Genomic DNA, 18,418 nt, shown 5'->3' with positions numbered 1-18,418 from the left:
CCCTTGTACCTCATGCCCCTCTTTCCCCTGATCGGCTTCGCGATCTTGATCCTCGCGGGTCGCAGCGTCAAGGGGACGTCCGCCGGGTGGCTCGCGTCGGGCGCGGTGCTCGCGTCCTTCGTCGTCGCCGCCCTCAACTTCCTGAACCTCGGCGGTCAAGCGCACCACGAGACGTACTGGCAGTGGCTGCCGAACATGACGGGCGGCAACAAGAACTTGTCCGTCGGCTTCTACCTCGACTCGCTGTCGTCCACCCTCACGCTCGTCGTGACGGGCGTCGGCTTCCTCATCCACGTCTTCGCCATCGGGTACATGGACAAAGATCCGCGCTTCGCGCGCTTCTTCGCGTACCTGAACTTCTTCGTGGCCCTCATGCTCGTGCTCGTGCTCGCCGACTCGTACCCGCTGATGTTCGTCGGCTGGGAAGGCGTCGGGATGGCGTCGTACCTGCTGATCGGCTTCTGGTTCGCCGGACACCACGATCGCCACGCGCAAGACGGCATCAACAACTCGAACGCCGCCCGCAAGGCCTTCATCATGAACCGCATCGGCGACCTCGGGTTCATGCTGGCGATGTTCTTGACCTTCAAGGCTTTCGGCACGCTTTCCTTGCCGCAACTCTTCTCCGGCGATCTCGAAGGCGCGAGCCGCGCCACGGTCGAGCTGATCTGCTTGTTCCTGCTCGTCGGGGCGATCGGCAAGAGCGCCCAGCTGCCCCTCACGACGTGGTTGCCCGACGCCATGGCGGGCCCGACGCCCGTCTCGGCGCTCATCCACGCCGCGACGATGGTGACGGCGGGCGTGTACCTCGTCGCGCGTTCGCACGCCTTGTTCGAACTCGCTCCGACGGCGTCCACGTGGGTCGCCGTCATCGGCGCCCTCACCGCCCTTTACGGCGCGATCTGCGCGCTCAACCAGTACGACATCAAGAAGATCTTGGCGTTCTCCACGGTGTCGCAACTCGGCTACATGTTCCTCGCCGTCGGCGTCGGAGCGTACACGGCGGGCATCTTCCACCTCGTGACGCACGCCTTCTTCAAAGCGCTTCTCTTCCTCGCGGCGGGCAGCGTCATCCACGGTCTGCACGAAGAACAGGACGTTCGCCGCATGGGCGGCTTGGCGAAGAAGTTGCCGCTCACGCACGCGGTGAGCCTCATCGGCGTGCTCGCCATCTCGGGCATTCCGATCTTCTCGGGCTTCTTCTCCAAAGACGCCATCCTGCTCGGCGCGTACGAGTCGGGCAACCTCGTGTTGTACGGCGTCGGCTTGCTTGTCGCCCTCATGACGGCGTTCTACATGGGCCGCTGGTACTTCCTCGTCTTTCGCGGCGCATACCGCGGCAAGGTCGCCCATCCGCACGAAGGCGGCGCGGTGTTCGCCTTCCCGCTCGTGACGCTCGCCGTGCTCGCGACGCTCGGCGGCTTGCTGAGCTTGCCGCACTTCCTCGGCGCGCCGAACTACCTCGGCACCTTCCTCGGCAGCGTTTTGCCCAAGCATGAAGGCGAACCGCCGCTCTCCACCGAGCTCCTGCTCGTCGCCCTCGCGGTCGGCGCGGGCGTGCTCGGCTTGTTCCTCGCTTACTCGCGGCACCGAAGCCAGCGCCTCATCGACGGGCCGATGCGCGACGCGTCCATCCACGCGCTGTACCTCGACAACCTCTACGACGGCGCGGTCGGCGCTCCGAGCCGCGCGCTCGCCGTCGCCTTCGACAAGATGGACCGAGGCGTGGACGGCGCCGTCACCGGCTCGGCGGAAGTCATCGCCGAACCGCAGGGCCGCGCCTACTCGCTGTGGCAAAGCGGATACGTTCGCACGTACGCCTTGTCCATGACCGTCGGCACCGCGCTCGTGATGCTCTACTGGGCCTTCCGCGCCCTCGGAGGAATGCGCTGATGCTCCACCTCTTCCTCTTCCTCCCCCTCGCGGCGGCCTTGCTGCTGACGATGCTTCCAAAAAACCTCAAGGGCACCGTCGCCGTCGGCGCGGCCCTCGTGAACCTCGCCCTCGGCGTGCTGCTGTGGACGCAGGGCGGCGCGCCCCTCACGTCGACTCCGTGGATCGGCTCGCTCGGCGTCACGTACACGGTCGAGATGACCGGCCCGAGCTTGCTGCTCGCGCTCGTCACGAGCTTCATGGTCGTCGTGTCGCTCGTGTACACCCTGCGCGCCGTCGAGCAAAACGGCACGATGGTGACGTCCGTCCTCGCCATGACGACGGGCCTCCTCGGCATCTTCGCCGCGCGAGACCTCGTGCTGTTCTACGTCATGTTCGAGTTTGCGCTCATCCCCGCGCTCGTGATGCTCGCCGTGTACGGAGAAGCGAACCGCATGGGCGCCCTCGTGAAGTTCGCGGCGTACACGCTCTTCGGGTCGCTCCTCATGCTGATCTCCATCATCGGCGTGAAGTACCTCGGCGGCTCGCCGACGTTCGCGCTGCAAGACCTCCTCGCGCATCCTGTTCGCGGCGCCGCGCAAACGTGGCTCTTCCTCGGCTTCCTCGCCGCGATGGCGGTCAAGCTTCCCCTCTTCCCGCTGCACGCCTGGCTGCCCGACTTTCACGAGCAAAACCATCCCAGCGGCGTCGCGGACGCGATGGGCACCCTCTACAAAGTCGGTGGGTACGGCCTGTTCGTCTTCGCCTTGCCGCTCTTTCCGCAAGCCGCCGAGACGCTGAGGCCCCTGCTGATGGGTCTGGCGGCGTTCACGGCCTTGTACGGAGCGTGGATCGCCTTTCAACAAACGAATTGGAAGCGGCTGCTCGCGTACGCGGGACTCAGCCACATGGGTCTCGTCGGGTTGGGGCTGTTCAGCCTCAACCCGATCGCCGAGACGGGCGGACTGTACCTCCTCGCCTTCCAAAACGTGTACACCGGCGCGCTCTTCCTCGCCGTCGGCATGCTGCACGCCCGAGTCGGCAACGTCTCCACGCGGCAAGGCGGCATCATGACGACCGCCGGTACGCTCTCGGGCCTCACGATGGCCCTCTGGTTCGCGTCCATCGCCGTGCCCGGCCTCGCCGGATTCATCGGTGAGTTCAGCGTCTTGCTGGGCGCGTACCAAGTGAATCCGTGGCTCGCCTTCCTCGGCGGCTTGTCCACCATCGCCGCCGCCGCGTACGCCCTCACGGCGTATCAGCACACCTATTGGCAAGTTCGCCCCGAAGGCACGATCAAAGTCGCCGACCTGCGCGGCAGCGAACTCGCCGTGCTCGCCGTTCCGCTCGCCGTCGCGATCTTCTTCGGCGTCTACTCGCTGCCCGCCCTGCACCTCATCCAACCGTACGTGCAGCCTGCCGTGACCGCCCTCGGAGGTGGCTCGTGAACTCCGCCCTCCAAATTCCCGACGTCGCCCTCGCGCCGATGCTGCCCCTGCTCATCACCCTCGCGGGCGCTATCTTCGCGACCCTCGCCTTCAAGCTGGAACGGCGCGTCACCGCCATCTTCAGCATCGCCGCGCTTGCCTTGTCCGGCTTCTCGATGCTGACGCTGTGGAACGAGAACCTCACCTCGTTCGGAGGAGGCTTGCGCGCTGACAACTTCGCGCTGTCCTTCGGACTCGTCATCCTCATCGGCGCCGTCGTCGCGCTGCTCGTCAGCCTCGACTCCACGCGCGGCGCCTCGCTGCACTTTCCCGAGTTCGACGCGCTGTTCATGTACTCCGTCACGGGCATGCTCCTCATCGCCTTCAGCGGCGACCTCATCGTCATGCTGATCGGCTTGGAGATCATGAGCCTCGCCGGATACGTCCTCGCCTCGCTGCAAGGCACGCGGCGAAGCGAAGAAGGCGGCATCAAGTACTTCCTGCTCGGCTCTATCGGCAGCGCCATCCTCATCTACGGCATCGCCCTCACCTTCGGCGCCACGGGCACCTTCGCCTTCGGCGCCATCGCGCAGCGCATCGCCGTGGGCGGCGTCGCCAACACGGGGCTGCTCGTCGCCGGGGCCCTCATGATGCTCGCCGGGTTCGGCTTCAAAGTCGCCCTCGCGCCCTTTCATCAATGGACGCCCGACGTGTACGGCGGCGCGCCCACCGTCGTCACCCTCTTTTTGTCCACCGTCGTCAAGGTCGCCGCGTTCGCGGGCTTCATCCGCGTGTTCGGCAGCGCCCTGCCGGGCTTGCAAGCCTGGTCGGGCGTCGCGCAGATCCTGGTGGGCGCCACGCTCGTCATCGGAAACCTCGGGGCACTCAACCAGAACAACTTCAAGCGCATGCTCGCGTACTCCGCCGTCGCCCATACCGGCTTTCTCGGGCTCGCCCTGCTCGCCGATCCCGCCGCGGGCGGTCCCGCCCTCGTGTACTACCTGCTGGCGTACACCTTCATGACGGCTGGGGCCGTCGCCATCTTGGCGATCTTGCAGCCCAGCGAGCGCGGCTTCGACGTCGCCGCGTTGCGCGGCTTGTACTACCGCGATCCGAGACTCGCCGTCATCCTCACGGCGTGCTTGCTGTCCCTGGCGGGCTTGCCGCCCCTCGCGGGCTTCTGGGGCAAGCTCTTCGTCTTCCAAGCGGCCTTCCAAAACGGATACGTCGCCCTCGTCGTGCTCGCGGCGATGATGAGCGTCGTCGCGCTCGTGTACTACGTGCGGCCCGCCGCGCTGATGTTCATGCCCGTGACGGACACCTCGGTGCGGCCCGTCGTCGCGCGCCCAGGCGTGTTCACGAACGTCGCCATCGTGTCGTGCGCCGTCGGAATCGTGCTGCTGGGAGTGCTGCCCGGACTCGTCATGGGCTGGCTGACGTCACGGCAGATGTGGGTGCTCGCGTTGGGCGGCGGCTGAAGACCGCTCCAGCCCGAACCACCGCAGGAAGCGAGAAGGCTCGCCTCCGCCCGCGTTCCGAACCCCCTACCCCGCCCGGGGTAGGGGGAAACGCTTGCCCACGAACCGGGATGCGTCGCGTGATCGGCAGCGAAGCGGCGACCGAACCACGGCGCCGGGAAGGGGAGGGGAAACCGCTTCAGATCGTGCGCGCCCGATCCTCGCCGCCTTCCCGCTCATCCCTTCTTGAAATCCAAATTTCCGTTCAGTCGCCTCACGTCGAATCACAGCCCTGCCGCCGTACCCTTCGTTCATCGCCGCCGCCTCCTCCTCATTTCACCGCGCGGCGCGAGGGAGACGAACCATGAAGCCGATCCGTCCTGGTGTCCACGGCATCCTCGATTACCTCGCGGCCATTTTCTTGGCGCTCGCCCCCAGTTTGTTCAACCTCAACGGGACGCCCGCCCTCGCCTGCTACATCCTCGCCGTGATCATTGCTGGCTTGACCTTGCTGACACGGCGCATGCCGAGCATCGCCAAGGCCATCCCGGTGCATTGGCACGGCGGAATCGATCTCGTGTCGGCGTTCGTGATCCTGGCGCTTCCCTGGATTCTCGGTTTTTCCGACGAGCCGACGGCCCGGTCGTTGTTCGTGGTTCTGGCGGTCGTCGAAGGCGTGGTTTGGTTGCTGACGGACTGGCGTGACCGCGAGACGGTCACGGAAGCGTCGCGCGGCACCGTCCGGTAATTCGACTCGACGTTTGGTCCTCCGCCTCCATCGGCGGAGGGCGCTTCATTTCATCCAGGGGTAGGCGAGCTTCAGGGCGTCGCGGTATTTCTCGTCGAGGCTCCGCGTGAGCTCCTGAACGTCCTTGTTTGTGAGACCCGGAATGTTGGCCGCGCCCTTGGCGACGGCGTTCTTGAGTTCGTCGACGTGCGCGTCGTACGCCTTTCGGCTCGCGCCCTTGCGCACGGTCCCCGGGACGATGCTCGGCTGCCAATTCCACACGAAGTCGTCGATGGCCCGTTCGATCTTGCGGCGCCTCGTGAGCTTGGCGCGTTCGGCGCGCTCCTTCGCCTCCATCGCGCGGCCCTGTGCGATGAGGAAGCGCTCGTCACGCTCGGCCTCGTCGACTCGGTCGGTGGCGTAGAGCTTGACGGGCGGAAGTTTGCGCCGCCGCCCGAAGCGCATCATGTTCGGGCGGGTGGCGTCGTGGTTCCCGAGAAAGTCACGGATGAGGCTGGCGGTCCAGCCGCGCCCTTTGAGGTCGTGCGTGGAGAGGAACTCGGGCGCGTCGTCCGTCACGACGTCATTCTTCCAAATTCACGAAGCGAAGGTCGAGGCTGGGCAGGGCGTCCGCGAAGGCGTGCAAAAGGTCGAGCGCTCCTTGAAGGTCGGCGAGGTCGAGGACCTCGACGGGCGAGTGCGTGTAGCGGTTCCCGACGGAGACCGCTCCGGCGGGCGTGCCTGCGCCCGCGTACTGCAAAGCGCCCGCGTCGGTGCCGATGCCTTTGAGGAGTTCGTGTTGCACGGGAAGCTTCAGGTGGTCGGCGGCGAGGTCGAGGCCGCGGCGCACGGCGGGATGGGAGAGCGTGGACATGTCCATCACCTTGACGGCGGGCCCTTGGCCGAGTCGAAGGTGCTTGGTCTTCACCTCGGGTGTGTCGTCGACGGCCGTCATGTCGAGGGCGAGCGCGACGTCCGGTCGATGTCGGCGCGCGACGTTCTGCGCGCCGCGAAGACCGACTTCCTCTTGGGTGGTGAAGGCGACGACGAGGGTCACGGGCGGTGGCGTGTCCCGGTAGCGCTCCAGCAACGCGAGGAGGACGGCGCAACCCGCGCGGTCGTCGAGGGCGTGCGCGGTGTAGCGGCCCGTGCCGCGCCCGAGCTCGGCGAGTTCTCCTTGAAATCCGACCGGATCGCCCACACGGATGCCCATGGCCCGCACGGCTTCGCTCGACTCGGCGCCGACGTCCACGTAAAGCTCGGTGTACGGAGTGACGCGCACGCGGTCGGCGTCCGTGAGGAGGTGGGCGCTCTTCGTGCCGATGACGCCGAGAAGCTTGCCTTCGCGGGTGCGAATCCAGACGCGTTGGGCGGGCAGGATGCGGTCGTCGCTGCCCCCGACCTTTTCGAGCCTGAGAAAGCCGCTGGGCTCGATGGTCTTGACGCGAAAGCCGATTTCGTCGGTGTGCGCGGCGATCAGAAGGGTGCGGGCATCTTCGCGTTCGGCCCTCTTCACGGCGTGGACGTTACCGAACGCGTCGACTTCGACGGTGTCGGCGAGGTCGAGGGCTTCTTTGGCGAGGTACTTCACGACGTCTTCCTCGCTGCCACTGGGACCGGTGAGTTCGACAAGCGCTTGAAGGTGTCCGAGCAGGGTTGGCATGGCGGTACTCTACTCGCCTTCGTGCGGGCGTTGACCATGCGCGCTTGCTTAAAACGCGTTAGTAAACGCGCTTGTCAGGCCAGTCGGGTAGAGCACGTGATCGTTGAAGATCTCGGCACCGAACGGCTAGATAGCAGTGCCGCCAGCTCCGCTCGAGTCCGGGCGGCCTTGCGAGGCGATCTCACCCTGTATCTTCCGTTACCGGCGCGGTCGTCACGGGCGGCCCGACTCCTCGGAGTCCAGGTAGCTCGCCGTGATCTCCTCACCGGCGAGGATGGGGCGGGCGGCCACGTACTGCGTCGAGGACGGGTGGCGCGTCACGTCGACGGCGTTCGGCTCGTCCGAGTGATTGATGTAGTAGTGAAAGACCTTCGGGGTCAAGATGCGCTGCCCGTTGGGCAAGACGTCCTCGTTGTAAAGCTCGCCCGCGAGTTCGGAACTGCCGCGCTGCGCCGCTTCCGGCGTGTACACGAGGCCGCCGGTGACGAGGACAAGCAGTTCACCTTCGTGGATGTCGTCGGTCGCGAAGGTTCCGATGCCGTGAATGCGCGAGGGGCGCATCACGAGGCGGCGGTCGAACCACATCGTGGTGGGTTGCGTGACGTAGGTCATGCCCGACTGTAGTTCCTCGGTCCGTGCGGCGGCATCCGCCTCTTGGCGCAGGGCGCGGCGAAGGTCCGTAGCGTCCGCCCTTGCCAAACATCCGTTCGACCTCCATACTTGAACTCGGTTCAATTTTCACCTTCCGGAGGTTTTCAGCATGACGCAAACCGCTCCTTCACCCGTGACGGTCAAGCGACCGACGCGCATCCAGAAGGCCGCCGTGATCGGCGCGGGCACCATGGGCGCCGCCATCGCCGCGCAACTCGCCAACGCGGGCATTCCGACGTTGCTGCTCGACATCGTCCTGCCCGACGCCAAAGACCGAAGCGCCGCCTCGAAGGGCGGCCTCGAACGCGCTCTGAAGGCGAGTCCCGCCGCGTTCATGGACAAGGCGGACGCGGCCCTCATCACGACCGGGAACCTCGAGGACGATTTCGACAAGCTGAGGGACGCCGACTGGATTGTCGAGGCGATCATCGAGAAGCTCGACGCGAAGCGCACCTTGTGGGAGCGCGTCGAAAGCGTCGCGAAGAAGACGGCGATCATCTCCAGCAACTCCAGCGGCATCCCGATGCACCTGCAAATCGAGGGGCGCGGCCAGGACTTTCGCCGACGCTTCGTCGGCGCGCACTTCTTCAACCCGCCGCGCTACCTGCACCTCCTCGAAGTCATTCCGACGTCCGAGACCGCGCCCGAAGTGATCGAGGCGTTCCGCGAGTTCGGCGACGTGCACCTCGGTAAGGGCATCGTGATCGCGAACGACGTGCCGGGCTTCGTCGCCAACCGCATCGGCGTCTACGGCATCGTCCGCGCGATGAACTGGATGGAGAAGACGGGCCTCACGCCCGACGTCGTCGACGTTCTCACCGGTCCGATCCTCGGGCGGGCGAAGAGCGCGACCTTCCGCACGGCGGACCTCTCGGGCCTCGATATCATCTCGCACGTCGCCAACGACCTGCAGAAGGTCACGCCGCCCGACGAGGACTTCACCTTGCCGGGCTTCCTCGTCGAGATGGTCGAACAGCGCAAGCTGCTCGGCGAGAAGACGGGCGCGGGCTTCTACAAGCGCGTGAAGGGCGCGGGCGGCAAGAGCACCATCCTCACGCTGAACCTCCGGACGTTCGAGTACGAGGACAAGGGCAAGGTGCGCCTCGCCGCCCTCGAAGGCCTGAGGAATCTGCCCCTCAACGAGCGCGTCTCGAAGATCCTCGCGTTGCAAGGACCCGAAGGCGAGTTCGTGCAAGGCCTCATGCGCGACTACTTGTGGTACGCCGCCAAGATGGCGGGCGTGGTGTCCAACTCGATCGTGGACATCGACAACGCGCTGAAGTGGGGCTTCGCGTGGGAACAAGGGCCGTTCGAGACGATGGACGTCCTCGGCGTGCAAAACGTCATCCACTTCCTGGAAATGTACGGCTACGAGCTGCCGCCGATTCTGCAAAGCTTCAAGGCGAGCGGTCGCGACAAGTTCTACCAAGACGACACCGTCTTGACGCCGAGCGGTACCGTCTCGTCCTACGAGGCGCCGTACCTCGTCCTCAAGGACCTCAAGAAGGACGCCACGAAGGTCGTGAGGAGCAAGCCCGGCGCGAGCGTCCTCGACATCGGCGACGGCGTGCTGCTCTTGGAGTTCCACGCGAAGATGAACGCTTTGGGCGAGGACGCCGTGCAGATGGTCTTCGCGGCGCACAAAGCCGTGCAGGAACTCGGGTACGCGGGCCTCGTCGTCGGGAACCAAGGCGAGAATTTCAGCGCGGGCGCCAACCTCGCGTTGATCCTCATGCAAGCCCAGGACGGCGACTTCGACGACATCGACTTGGGCATCCGCGCCTTCCAGAAGGCCACGACGTCCATGCGCTTCAGTCCGCACCCCACGGTCGTCGCGCCCTTCGGCCTCACCCTCGGCGGAGGCTGCGAGATGGCGTTGCACGCCGACCACGTGCAAGCGAGCGCCGAGTTGTACACGGGCCTCGTGGAAGTCGGCGTCGGCCTCATTCCCGGCGGAGGCGGCACGAAAGAGATGCTGCTGCGCTTCACCGACGGGCTTCCGAGCGGTCAGAACCTCATGCCCGCCGTGCAACGCGCCTTCGAGCTCATCGGCACCGCCAAGGTCAGCACGTCCGCGCACGAAGCGCGCAAGTTGGGCTTCCTGCGCGCCTCCGACGACATCTCCATGAACAGAGATCGCCTCATCGACGACGCGAAGCGCAAGGTGCTCGAACTCGCGCCCGATTACGTCCAGCCTGTCATGCGCACCGACATTCCCGTCATGGGCGAGCAGGGCGTCGCCGCCGTCAAGGCCGCCCTCTACGGCATGCTGATGGGCGGGCAGATCAGCGAGTACGACCGCGAGATCGGCCTCATGATCGCCAAGATTTTGTCGGGCGGCAACCACGTTTCCCGCACGGCGAAGGTGAGCGAGCAGCACCTTCTCGACCTCGAGCGCGAAGCGTTCCTCACCCTGACGGGCAAGCGCAAGACCCAAGAGCGCATCGCGCACATGCTCAAGACCGGCAAGCCGCTGAGAAACTGACTTCCGCCACGGCAGACTTCTTGAACTTGGTTCAAACTAGAGGACGAACATGACGCAATTCCAAGACAACGACGCCGTGATCGTGTCCGCCGTTCGCACGCCGGTCGGACGCGGCATCAAAGGAACCCTCGCCAACACCCGCTCGGACGAACTCGCCGCGCTCGCCGTGCGTGAAGCCGTGAGCCGCGCGGGCATCGACCCCGCCCTCGTCGAGGACCTCGTGCTGGGCTGCGCTTTCCCGGAAGCCGAGCAGGGCCTCAACGTCGCGCGCCTCGTCGGGCTGCGCGCGGGCTTGCCCGACGAGGTCGCAGGCGTGACCGTGAACCGCTTTTGCTCGTCGGGCCTTCAAACGATCGCGCAAGCGGCGGCGAACATCCGCGCGGGGTGGAACGACGTGATCGTCGCGGGCGGCTTGGAGAGCATGACCATGGTGCCGCAGACGGGCAACGTCTTCTCGCCGAATCCCGGCCTCGTTGACGAGCGTCCCGGCGCGTACATGAGCATGGGCCTCACCGCCGAGAACGTCGCTCAGCAGTACGGCGTGTCCCGCGAAGAGCAAGACGAGTTCGCGTACCGCAGCCACCAGAAGGCGGCGGCGGCACAGGACGCGGGCCGGTTCCAAGAGGAAATCGTGCCCGTCCCCGTGCGCGTGGACAAGGTCAAGAACGGCAAGGTCACGCAGGAAACCGTGATGTTCGAGCACGACGAGCTCGTGCGCCGCGACACGAACCTCGAAGCCCTCGGCAAGCTTCGCCCCGCCTTCAACGCCAAAGGTTCCGTCACGGCGGGCAACTCCAGTCCGTACAGCGACGGAGCCGCCGCCGCCGTCGTGATGAGCGGCCGCAAGGCGCAGGAACTCGGCCTCAAGCCTCTCGGGCGCTTCGTGTCGTTTGCAGTGGGCGGCGTGGCACCTGAAATCATGGGAATGGGGCCGATCGCGGCGGTGCCCAAGGCCCTCAAGCTCGCGGGACTCACGATGGCCGACATCGACCTCGTCGAGCTCAACGAAGCCTTCGCGTCGCAGTCGCTCGCCGTGATTCGCGAACTTGGCATGGATCCCGAGAAGGTCAACGTGAACGGGGGCGCCATCGCCCTCGGCCACCCCGAGGGTGCGACGGGCGCGAAGCTCGCCGCGACCTTGCTGCACGAACTTCGTCGTCGTGGCGGTCGCTACGGCATCGTCACGATGTGTGTCGGTGGCGGTCAAGGCGCGGCGGCGGTGTTCGAAGCGTACTCGGCGTAAATCCCGTGCGAAGGCCCCCTCTGCCTTCAAGGCAGAGGGGGCCTTCGCACGCGCCGTCAGCGCCAGAGGCCCGTCACGACGATCGGAAAGGCGTCCGGGCCCTCGAAGCCGGGCGTCAACGGCCTCACGAGGATGGCGACGCGGTCGTTCCACACGCGGATCTCGCCGAGGTGATAGCCGTACGTGCAGTTGCGCGCAGCGGGAAGGGCCGTGTCTTTTTGCAAGGTGCGGCCGTTGACGGTCAACAGCAGTCCCACCGGCTTCGTTCGCCCGGAAGCGTCGTCGGTGAAGCGGCAGGTGTTCGGAACGGTCGTTTCACGCAAGCGAACCGTGACGGGCACCGCGCCGAGGCGCGGCGACACCGTGACGGCAGGCGGCGGAACGAAGTACGTGAGGGGTTGCGGCAAGGCGGCGTCGAAGAGGACCGTGCCGACGCGCGTTCCGCCGATTCCGTACTTCGCGAGCGTCTGGGTTCGCCGAACGGTGTACTCGGCGTTCAAAGCCGCCTGCCTCCCTTCGTACGCTTGCCCGCCCACGCGCAAGCGCGCGGCGTACGTGTTGGGCACCACGTTGAGGACGTGGAGTTCACGGAACGGAAAGCCGCTTCCGTCGGCGGTCCACGCCGTCTCGAAGGCGTAGGTCGCGCCGTCGGCGGAAAAGCCGAGCGAGCGAACCTCGGGAACGTTCACGGCGAGGGCGGACGTGCTCAACAGGGCCGACAAGATCGCGAACCGCACAAAAGACCTCCGCTACAAGACCTCGCGTTCGGCGAGCTTCGCCTCGACGTCCTCACGGGTGAGGAGGGCGTCGCGCATCTCGCCGCGCGCGAAGAGGGAAAGTTGATCGCCGTTGTGCGGCGAGTCGGGCTGCGAAGAATTACCGTACGCGAGCAGCACCTTCGCCCGCACGGGGTCCGCGAACTCCACGGCGGCGACGTACGTCGTTCCGAACGCGACGTCGAAGCGCCCGTCGCCCGACCGCGTGAAACCCGAGACGCGGAAGACGCCGAACGGGTCGAGGTGGCCGTGCCCGGGAACCTCGCGCGCGCCGCGCCGCGCGCGCGTGACGTCTCCCCAGCGGCGTTCCAACGTGCGCGTCTCGGCGAAGAGCGACGCGGCCGCCCGCTTCAGGCAGCGCACGGCCCGGTCGGGATCGGCGAGGCCTCGCGGCGTGCTCGTCGGGTCGTTCCACGTCCAGCCTTCGGCCGCGATGTTGCCGAGATCCCTGGAGGGAGCCATGAGGACGAGCCAACGCGCGAACAAGTCGGCGCCGACGCTTTCTTCGGCGTAACGGCGATCCCAAGCGCCCAAAACGCGAGCCGCCTCGCGAACGACGTCGCTGTCGGACGTGCTCGCCGCCGTGAGCAGGTCCGGCAAGAGGCGTTCGGCCGTCTCGGAAGTGGTGTCGAACGTGCAGCGCACGACGTCGTCCAAGGAGACGCCTTCGAGGGCGGCGAGCATCTTGAGGCTGCGCCCCTCTCGCGGCGTGACGAGCCAAGGCGCGAGGTACGCGGGAAAGTCGCTCTTCGTGAGCGCGGCGGGCAAGGTCGTGAGCCAAGGCGGATTGTTGGCGTTCTGCACGAATCCCGACGGCGGGTCGACGACCCGAGGAAGCTCGTCGAAGGCGTGCGTCTCGTTCCAGATCAACGCCGAGTCGTCGCCGCGCAAGGTGCCCGCCCAATCCGTCCACGTACCGCCCGCGCGTCTCGGCACGAAGCCCGTGAAGTAACTGGCGGCGCGGCCCTCACGGTCGGCGTACAAGACGTTGAACATCGGATTGCTTGCGCGCCCGAGGGCCGCTTCGAACTCGGCGTGCGTGCGGGCGTTCGCCATCGCCCAGTACTGCGCGAACAAGCCGCTCATGGACGTGACTTGAAAGCCGACGCAGCGCACGGCGACCTTGCGATGCTCCTCGTCGATCACGACGGGTCCGTGCGCGGTGCGGCGCACGACGAGCGTCTCTTCGCGCTCGCCGATCCTGAGCGTCTCCTCGTGCGTCTCGAAGGGCGTCACCTCGCCGTCGAGAACGTACCCGTCGCCTTCGAGCTTCAGTTCGAAGGCGTCCCAGCCTTTGAGGGTGTTGACGGTGTGCGCCCATCCGAGGTGACGATTGAAGCCGTACCGCAGCACGGGCCAGCCGACTTGAGCGACGCCGTACACGCTCGTGTTCGGCGTGACGAGGTGCGCTTCGAAGAAAGTGTGGAAGTCGCCCCAGTACAAGTGAGGATTCGCGAGGAGCATGCCGCGTCCGCTCGCCGTGCGCGTTTTCGACAGAGCCCAAGCGTTCGATCCCGCGATGCCCGTTCCCATCGCCTGCACGTCGGGCAGAATCGTCGAGTAGGGCAGAAGGTCGTTGTATGCCTCCCCGGCGGGCCGCTGGCCGAGTTGCGTGAGGTACACGAGGTACACCCGCCCGACGTGCGCGAACACGTCGTTCACGGTGATCGGCAGCAACGAGCGCGCTTCGTCGTCCAAGGCGCCGGGATGCGCCGCAAACGCGGCGTTGACGCCCGCCACGAAGCTCTCGATCGCTTCGAGCGTTCCCGGATCCTGCCGTTCGATCCAGGCGCTCGCGAAGCTCGGAATGCCGAAGCGGCGAATGAAGCGGTCGCTCTCGGCGTACTTCTCGCCCCAAACGGCCGCCGCCTCACCGCGCGCGAGGGCGTAGAGCTTGGCGAGCAGACGACCGTGCGCGCGCGCCTGTCCCCAGCCGAGGCCGCGGAAGGCGTCGGCGTCGTTCTCGGCGTAGACGTGCGGAACGCCCCAGGCGTCCCAAAGAATCTCCGGTTGCGGCATGGCGTTCAGCTTACCTTGGCTCGCTCCGCCCTACGGCAATCGGCGAGTGCACCCCCGAGTCCGGTCGTGTATACTCCGCTCATGATCGGATGGCCGATGCGAGGCGTTCCCGGCGAGTAGCACTCGAAGCTATCTCGTGCGGGGGCGCTTTGCTGAGCGCCCCGAATTTTTTGCGTGGAGGCAGGCATGGCTGAAGACAACACCCAACCGAGTCGGACATTTTACCTCACGACCGCCATCGACTACGCCAACGGCGAACCGCACATCGGGCACACCTACGAGAAGATCTTGTCCGACGCCCTCGTGCGCTACCACCGCCTTGCCGGATACGAAACCTTCTTCCTGACGGGCACGGACGAGCACGGCGAGAAGATCGCCAAGGCGGCGCGCTCGGCGGGCAAGACGCCGCAGGAGTTCGTCGACGACCTCTCCTTGCGGGCCTTCAAGGGGTTGTACGACCGTCTCGGCATCTCGTACGACGACTTCATCCGCACGACCGAGCCGCGCCACAAGGCCTTCGTCGCAGAGGTGCTGCAGCGCGTCTACGACGCGGGCGACATCTACTACGCCGAGTACGAGGGCCTGTACTCCGTCGGCGCGGAGCGCTTCGTGACCGAGAAGGAACTCGTGAACGGCGTCCTGCCCGGCGACAAAGAGGCTCCCGAGCTTCGCCGCGAGGCGAACTACTTCTTCCGCATGGAAAAGTACCAAGATTGGCTGCGCGAGCACATCCTCGCCAATCCCGACTTCATTCAGCCGACGCCGTACCGCAACGAAGTGCTCGAAATCCTCAAAGAACCCATCGGCGACTTGTCGATCTCCCGGCCGAAGGCGCGCGTGCCGTGGGGCATCGAACTGCCTTGGGACCCCGCGCACGTCACGTACGTGTGGTTCGACGCCTTGCTGAACTACGTCTCGGCCTTGCAGACGGGCGACCTCTCCGAGCGCTTCTGGCCGCACGCTTGGCACGTCATCGGCAAGGACATCCTCAAGCCGCACGCGGTTTTTTGGCCGACGATGCTGAAGGCGGCGAACCTGCCGATCTACAAGAAGCTCGTCGTGCACGCGCACATCCTCGCCGAGGACGGACGCAAGATGGGCAAGAGCCTCGGAAACGCCATCGACCCCGTCAAACTCGTCGACGACTTCGGGCCCGACGTCGTGCGTTACAGCCTTCTTCGCGAAACGACCCTTGGATCGGACTCTCCGTACGGCGAGAACATCCTCAAGGCGCGCTTGGAAAGCGACCTCGCCAACGACCTCGGCAACTTGCTGTCGCGCACGCTGAGCATGGTCGAGAAGTACCGCGGCGGCGTCGTTCCCGAAGCGACGGAGACGACCGCGCGCGAGGAAGGCATCAAGGCGAGGACGGCGAGCATCGCGGGCGAAGTGCTCGACCTCGTGCGCGAGTTGCGCGTCTCGCAGGCGCTCGAACTCTCCATGGAGTACGTGCGCGACCTCAACCGCTACATCGCCGAGAGCCGACCGTGGGACCTCGCCAAACGCTCGGAACTCGCCGCGCGACTCGACACGGTGCTGTACACGGCGGTCGAAGGCCTTCGCGTCGCGTCCGTCCTCTTGGAGCCCGCCATTCCCACGAAGGCGCACGACTTGCGCGAGCAACTCGGGTTGGAAGGCGCGTACTTGCTCGACGGTCGATGGGGCCTCACGCCGCCGGGCACGCGCGTGAAGCTCGGCGCCGTCCTCTTTCCGAAACCCGACGCCCCGAAAGCACACGGGGATGCTAAAAAGGGTGCCGTGACGAACGAGACGAAGACGGCCCCCGCGCCGCACACCGAAGTCAAGCCCGAAGTGAAAGCCGAACCGCAGGGCACGCCCGAAATCACCATCGACGACTTCGCGAAGCTCGACCTTCGCATCGCCGAGGTGATCGCCGCCGAAGCGGTCGAAAAGGCCGACAAGCTTCTCAAGCTCACCGTTCGCCTCGGCGACGAGGAACGCACCGTCGTCTCCGGCATCCGCAAGTGGTTCACGCCCGAAGACATGGTCGGCCGCAAGGTCGTCCTCGTCGCGAACCTCAAGCCCGCCAAGCTGCGCGGCATCATGAGCCAAGGCATGATCCTCGCCGCCGAGGACGAGCACGGCAACCTGGACCTCGTGGGTACAACGCTCGATTTGCCGAGCGGCACGAAAGTGCGCTGAGACGCTTCCGGCGAAGGGGGAAGGCCGACGGCCTTCCCCCTTCACGTTCACGGCGCCGCAGGACTCGACAGCGGCCCCGTTCGGCCCTCGCGGTCGACGGCTTGCACGAGGTAGCGCGCGCCGCGCGCGAACGCTTCGCGGAAGGTCGTTCCCACCACGAGGTCGGGCAACTGGACGCGGCGGCCGTTCGTTTCGCGGTACACGAAGTACGCGACCGCCCCCTCGACGGCATTCCACGTCAACGTGAGGGCGCCGCTCGCGTTGGCGGCGCGTACGTTCGCGGGCGCGGCGAGGCGCGCGGCGGGCGGCGTGATGCTGACGACGTTCGACGGTTCGGAGGCGTTGCCCCGATCGTCCACGGCGCGCACCGCGTACGAGTACGTCGTGCCTCCGTTCACGCTGGGATCCACGAAGCCGTACGCGTCCGGTGGGAGGGTGGCGATGCGCGAGGCGCGGGCGTCGTCCTCGGCCGCGCGGTACACGTCGAAGCCGCGCAGATCCGGTGTGGGCGTTTGCGTGAAGACGAGCGCGATCTTGCCGGGCACCGCGTCGATGCGCAAGACGATCGGCGCGTCGGGCGGTGTGCCGTCCGCCGTGCGGCTCCGCACGGGCGTCGACGGCGCGCCCTCCACTCCCGAGGCGTTCACGGCACGCACGGTGTACTCGAACGAGGCGCGCACGCCTTTGGCGATGGTGTCCTTGAATGCCGCCTCCTTCACGAGGGCGCCGTTCAGAAGCGTGGGCGGCGCGGGCGTCTCGACGCCGATCTGCGTTCGGTACACGCGGTACCCGACGACGTCGTCTTCACGGCTTGGCGTCCACGCGAGGGCCACGCCGTCCGCCTGTCCCGTCGCGCGGACATTGGCGGGAGCGGCGGGCGGATTCGTGTTGAAAGCTTGCGCGGGTAGATCGGGCGACGCCGAGCTTTCCCTCGATCCGTCCGAGGCTTTCACGGCGTAGTACTGGGGACGCGTGAGGCTCGCGGCGGCGTCGGTGTACGAGGTGCTTCCGGCGGGCACGCGCGCCAGCACCGAGAGTTTGCCCGGCTTGTCGCCGCGCAGCACGACGACTTCGCGCACCCGCCGGTCCGTGAGGGGCTGCCACGAGACCATGACGCGGCCTTGCTCGCCGCGTACGAAGCGCAGCACGGGCGCGGCGAGCGGCACGGTGTCCGCGCCCTCCACGGCGAGGACGGGCGAGGCGGCGCTTTCGCGGCCGAACACGTCGACGGCGGTTACGCGGTAACGGTACGTCTTGGCGGCATCGAGACGGGCCTCGTCGAACGCGGGCGTGACGCCGCGCGACACGACGATCAGCGACGACGTCGCCTCCACGAACGCTCCGCCGTCCACGGAGCGCTGCACGCGGTACCCGACGACCTCCTCGCCGCCGCGTGTCCACGTGAGCCGTACGCTGCCACGCCCGAAGGTCGCCTTGGGCTGAGGCGGGGCAGGCAGGGGTGAATCCTGCCCGACGCGCGCCGTGACGCGTCCGAGCGTTCGCCCGTCGGCCGTCACCGTGTACGTGTACGTGCCCGCCGCGAGGTTCGTGTCGTCGTACAGCAAGCCCGCCGCTCGCGCGAGGTTCGGTTGCAAGACGCTTCCCAGCAAGGTGAGTAGCAGGTAGCCGCGCTGCTCGCTCGACGTCGTTCTCAAGGCCGCGAGGCCGTTGGTGAGCAACGCGAAGTCGTCGGCGTCCACACGGAAGCGCGCGGCGGCGTCGGCGGCGTTGAGCGGCCGAACCGTGAACGTCCGCTCGGCGCCCGATCCGCTGCGCGTGACGACGAAGCCGCCTTGTGGCAAGCCCGTGTCGAGCACGGGAAACCGCAAGATAACGGCGTCACGCGTGCCGAGCGCCAAGGGCCGCGACCCGCTCGGCGTCTGGACGAACGCGGTCGTTCCGAGCAGGAAGGCGGTCAAGATGATGATTCGCATG

General features: G+C 66.7%; 13 protein-coding genes. 7 read left to right on the top strand and 6 right to left on the bottom strand.

Annotated features, from left to right (window positions below; all coding sequences use genetic code 11):
- Window positions 1–12 precede the first annotated feature (12 nt).
- From nuoL to DES52_RS06490, 4 genes are all read left to right on the top strand, one after another.
- A complete protein-coding gene (gene nuoL / locus DES52_RS06505) occupies window positions 13–1,893 on the top strand; it encodes an NADH-quinone oxidoreductase subunit L (RefSeq protein WP_245900767.1) in 1,881 nt (626 codons plus the stop codon).
- Window positions 1,893–3,320 carry an NADH-quinone oxidoreductase subunit M gene (locus DES52_RS06500; RefSeq protein WP_110885987.1) on the top strand — a complete coding sequence of 476 codons (1,428 nt, stop codon included), beginning with the start codon at window positions 1,893–1,895 and terminating at the stop codon, window positions 3,318–3,320. Before nuoL ends, DES52_RS06500 begins: the two co-directional genes overlap by 1 nt.
- A complete protein-coding gene (locus tag DES52_RS06495; RefSeq protein ID WP_425451116.1) occupies window positions 3,317–4,777 on the top strand; it encodes an NADH-quinone oxidoreductase subunit N in 1,461 nt (486 codons plus the stop codon). The genes DES52_RS06500 and DES52_RS06495 overlap by 4 nt, the downstream gene beginning before the upstream one ends.
- A gap of 343 nt (window positions 4,778–5,120) precedes the next feature.
- The gene (locus tag DES52_RS06490; RefSeq protein WP_110885986.1) at window positions 5,121–5,504 is read left to right on the top strand and encodes an SPW repeat domain-containing protein; all 384 of its coding nucleotides are present in this window, start codon (window positions 5,121–5,123) and stop codon (window positions 5,502–5,504) included.
- A gap of 45 nt (window positions 5,505–5,549) precedes the next feature.
- On the opposite strand, the gene DES52_RS06485 is transcribed toward DES52_RS06490, so the two are convergent.
- The 3 genes from DES52_RS06485 to DES52_RS06475 form a co-directional block, all read right to left on the bottom strand.
- Window positions 5,550–6,062, bottom strand: coding sequence for a hypothetical protein (locus tag DES52_RS06485; RefSeq protein WP_110885985.1), 513 nt, complete (start codon window positions 6,060–6,062; stop codon window positions 5,550–5,552).
- Window positions 6,063–6,066: 4 nt separating this feature from the next.
- Window positions 6,067–7,146: a M42 family metallopeptidase gene (locus DES52_RS06480; protein WP_110885984.1), complete on the bottom strand. Its 1,080-nt coding sequence runs from the start codon at window positions 7,144–7,146 to the stop codon at window positions 6,067–6,069.
- Window positions 7,147–7,359: 213 nt separating this feature from the next.
- Window positions 7,360–7,758: an SET domain-containing protein-lysine N-methyltransferase gene (locus DES52_RS06475; protein WP_110885983.1), complete on the bottom strand. Its 399-nt coding sequence runs from the start codon at window positions 7,756–7,758 to the stop codon at window positions 7,360–7,362.
- A gap of 148 nt (window positions 7,759–7,906) precedes the next feature.
- On the opposite strand from DES52_RS06475, the gene DES52_RS06470 reads away from it, so the two are divergent.
- Window positions 7,907–10,282 carry a 3-hydroxyacyl-CoA dehydrogenase/enoyl-CoA hydratase family protein gene (locus DES52_RS06470; protein WP_110885982.1) on the top strand — a complete coding sequence of 792 codons (2,376 nt, stop codon included), beginning with the start codon at window positions 7,907–7,909 and terminating at the stop codon, window positions 10,280–10,282.
- A gap of 49 nt (window positions 10,283–10,331) precedes the next feature.
- Complete coding sequence (locus tag DES52_RS06465; RefSeq protein WP_110885981.1) at window positions 10,332–11,525, top strand: thiolase family protein; 1,194 nt, start codon at window positions 10,332–10,334, stop codon at window positions 11,523–11,525.
- Window positions 11,526–11,581: 56 nt separating this feature from the next.
- On the opposite strand, the gene DES52_RS06460 is transcribed toward DES52_RS06465, so the two are convergent.
- Window positions 11,582–12,262, bottom strand: a complete 681-nt coding sequence (locus DES52_RS06460) for a DUF2259 domain-containing protein (RefSeq protein ID WP_110885980.1) — start codon at window positions 12,260–12,262, stop codon at window positions 11,582–11,584.
- A 12-nt stretch (window positions 12,263–12,274) separates the two neighbouring features.
- Entirely contained in the window at window positions 12,275–14,320 is a 2,046-nt protein-coding gene (locus DES52_RS06455) for a penicillin acylase family protein (RefSeq protein ID WP_110885979.1), read from the bottom strand.
- A gap of 186 nt (window positions 14,321–14,506) precedes the next feature.
- Between DES52_RS06455 and metG the strand changes: the two genes are divergently transcribed.
- Window positions 14,507–16,483, top strand: coding sequence for a methionine--tRNA ligase (gene metG / locus DES52_RS06450; RefSeq protein WP_110885978.1), 1,977 nt, complete (start codon window positions 14,507–14,509; stop codon window positions 16,481–16,483).
- 47 nt (window positions 16,484–16,530) lie between these two features.
- Here the strand turns inward: metG and DES52_RS06445 are convergent, their stop codons facing one another.
- Window positions 16,531–18,417: a fibronectin type III domain-containing protein gene (locus tag DES52_RS06445; RefSeq protein WP_110885977.1), complete on the bottom strand. Its 1,887-nt coding sequence runs from the start codon at window positions 18,415–18,417 to the stop codon at window positions 16,531–16,533.
- Between the last annotated feature and the right edge of the window lies 1 nt (window position 18,418).

Origin of the sequence: Deinococcus yavapaiensis KR-236 (assembly GCF_003217515.1) — a bacterium.
In the GTDB taxonomy this organism is placed as follows: Bacteria; Deinococcota; Deinococci; order Deinococcales; family Deinococcaceae; genus Deinococcus_A; species Deinococcus_A yavapaiensis.
Note: the sequence above shows the minus strand (reverse complement) of the source record. Positions and strands in the feature narration are given on the sequence as shown.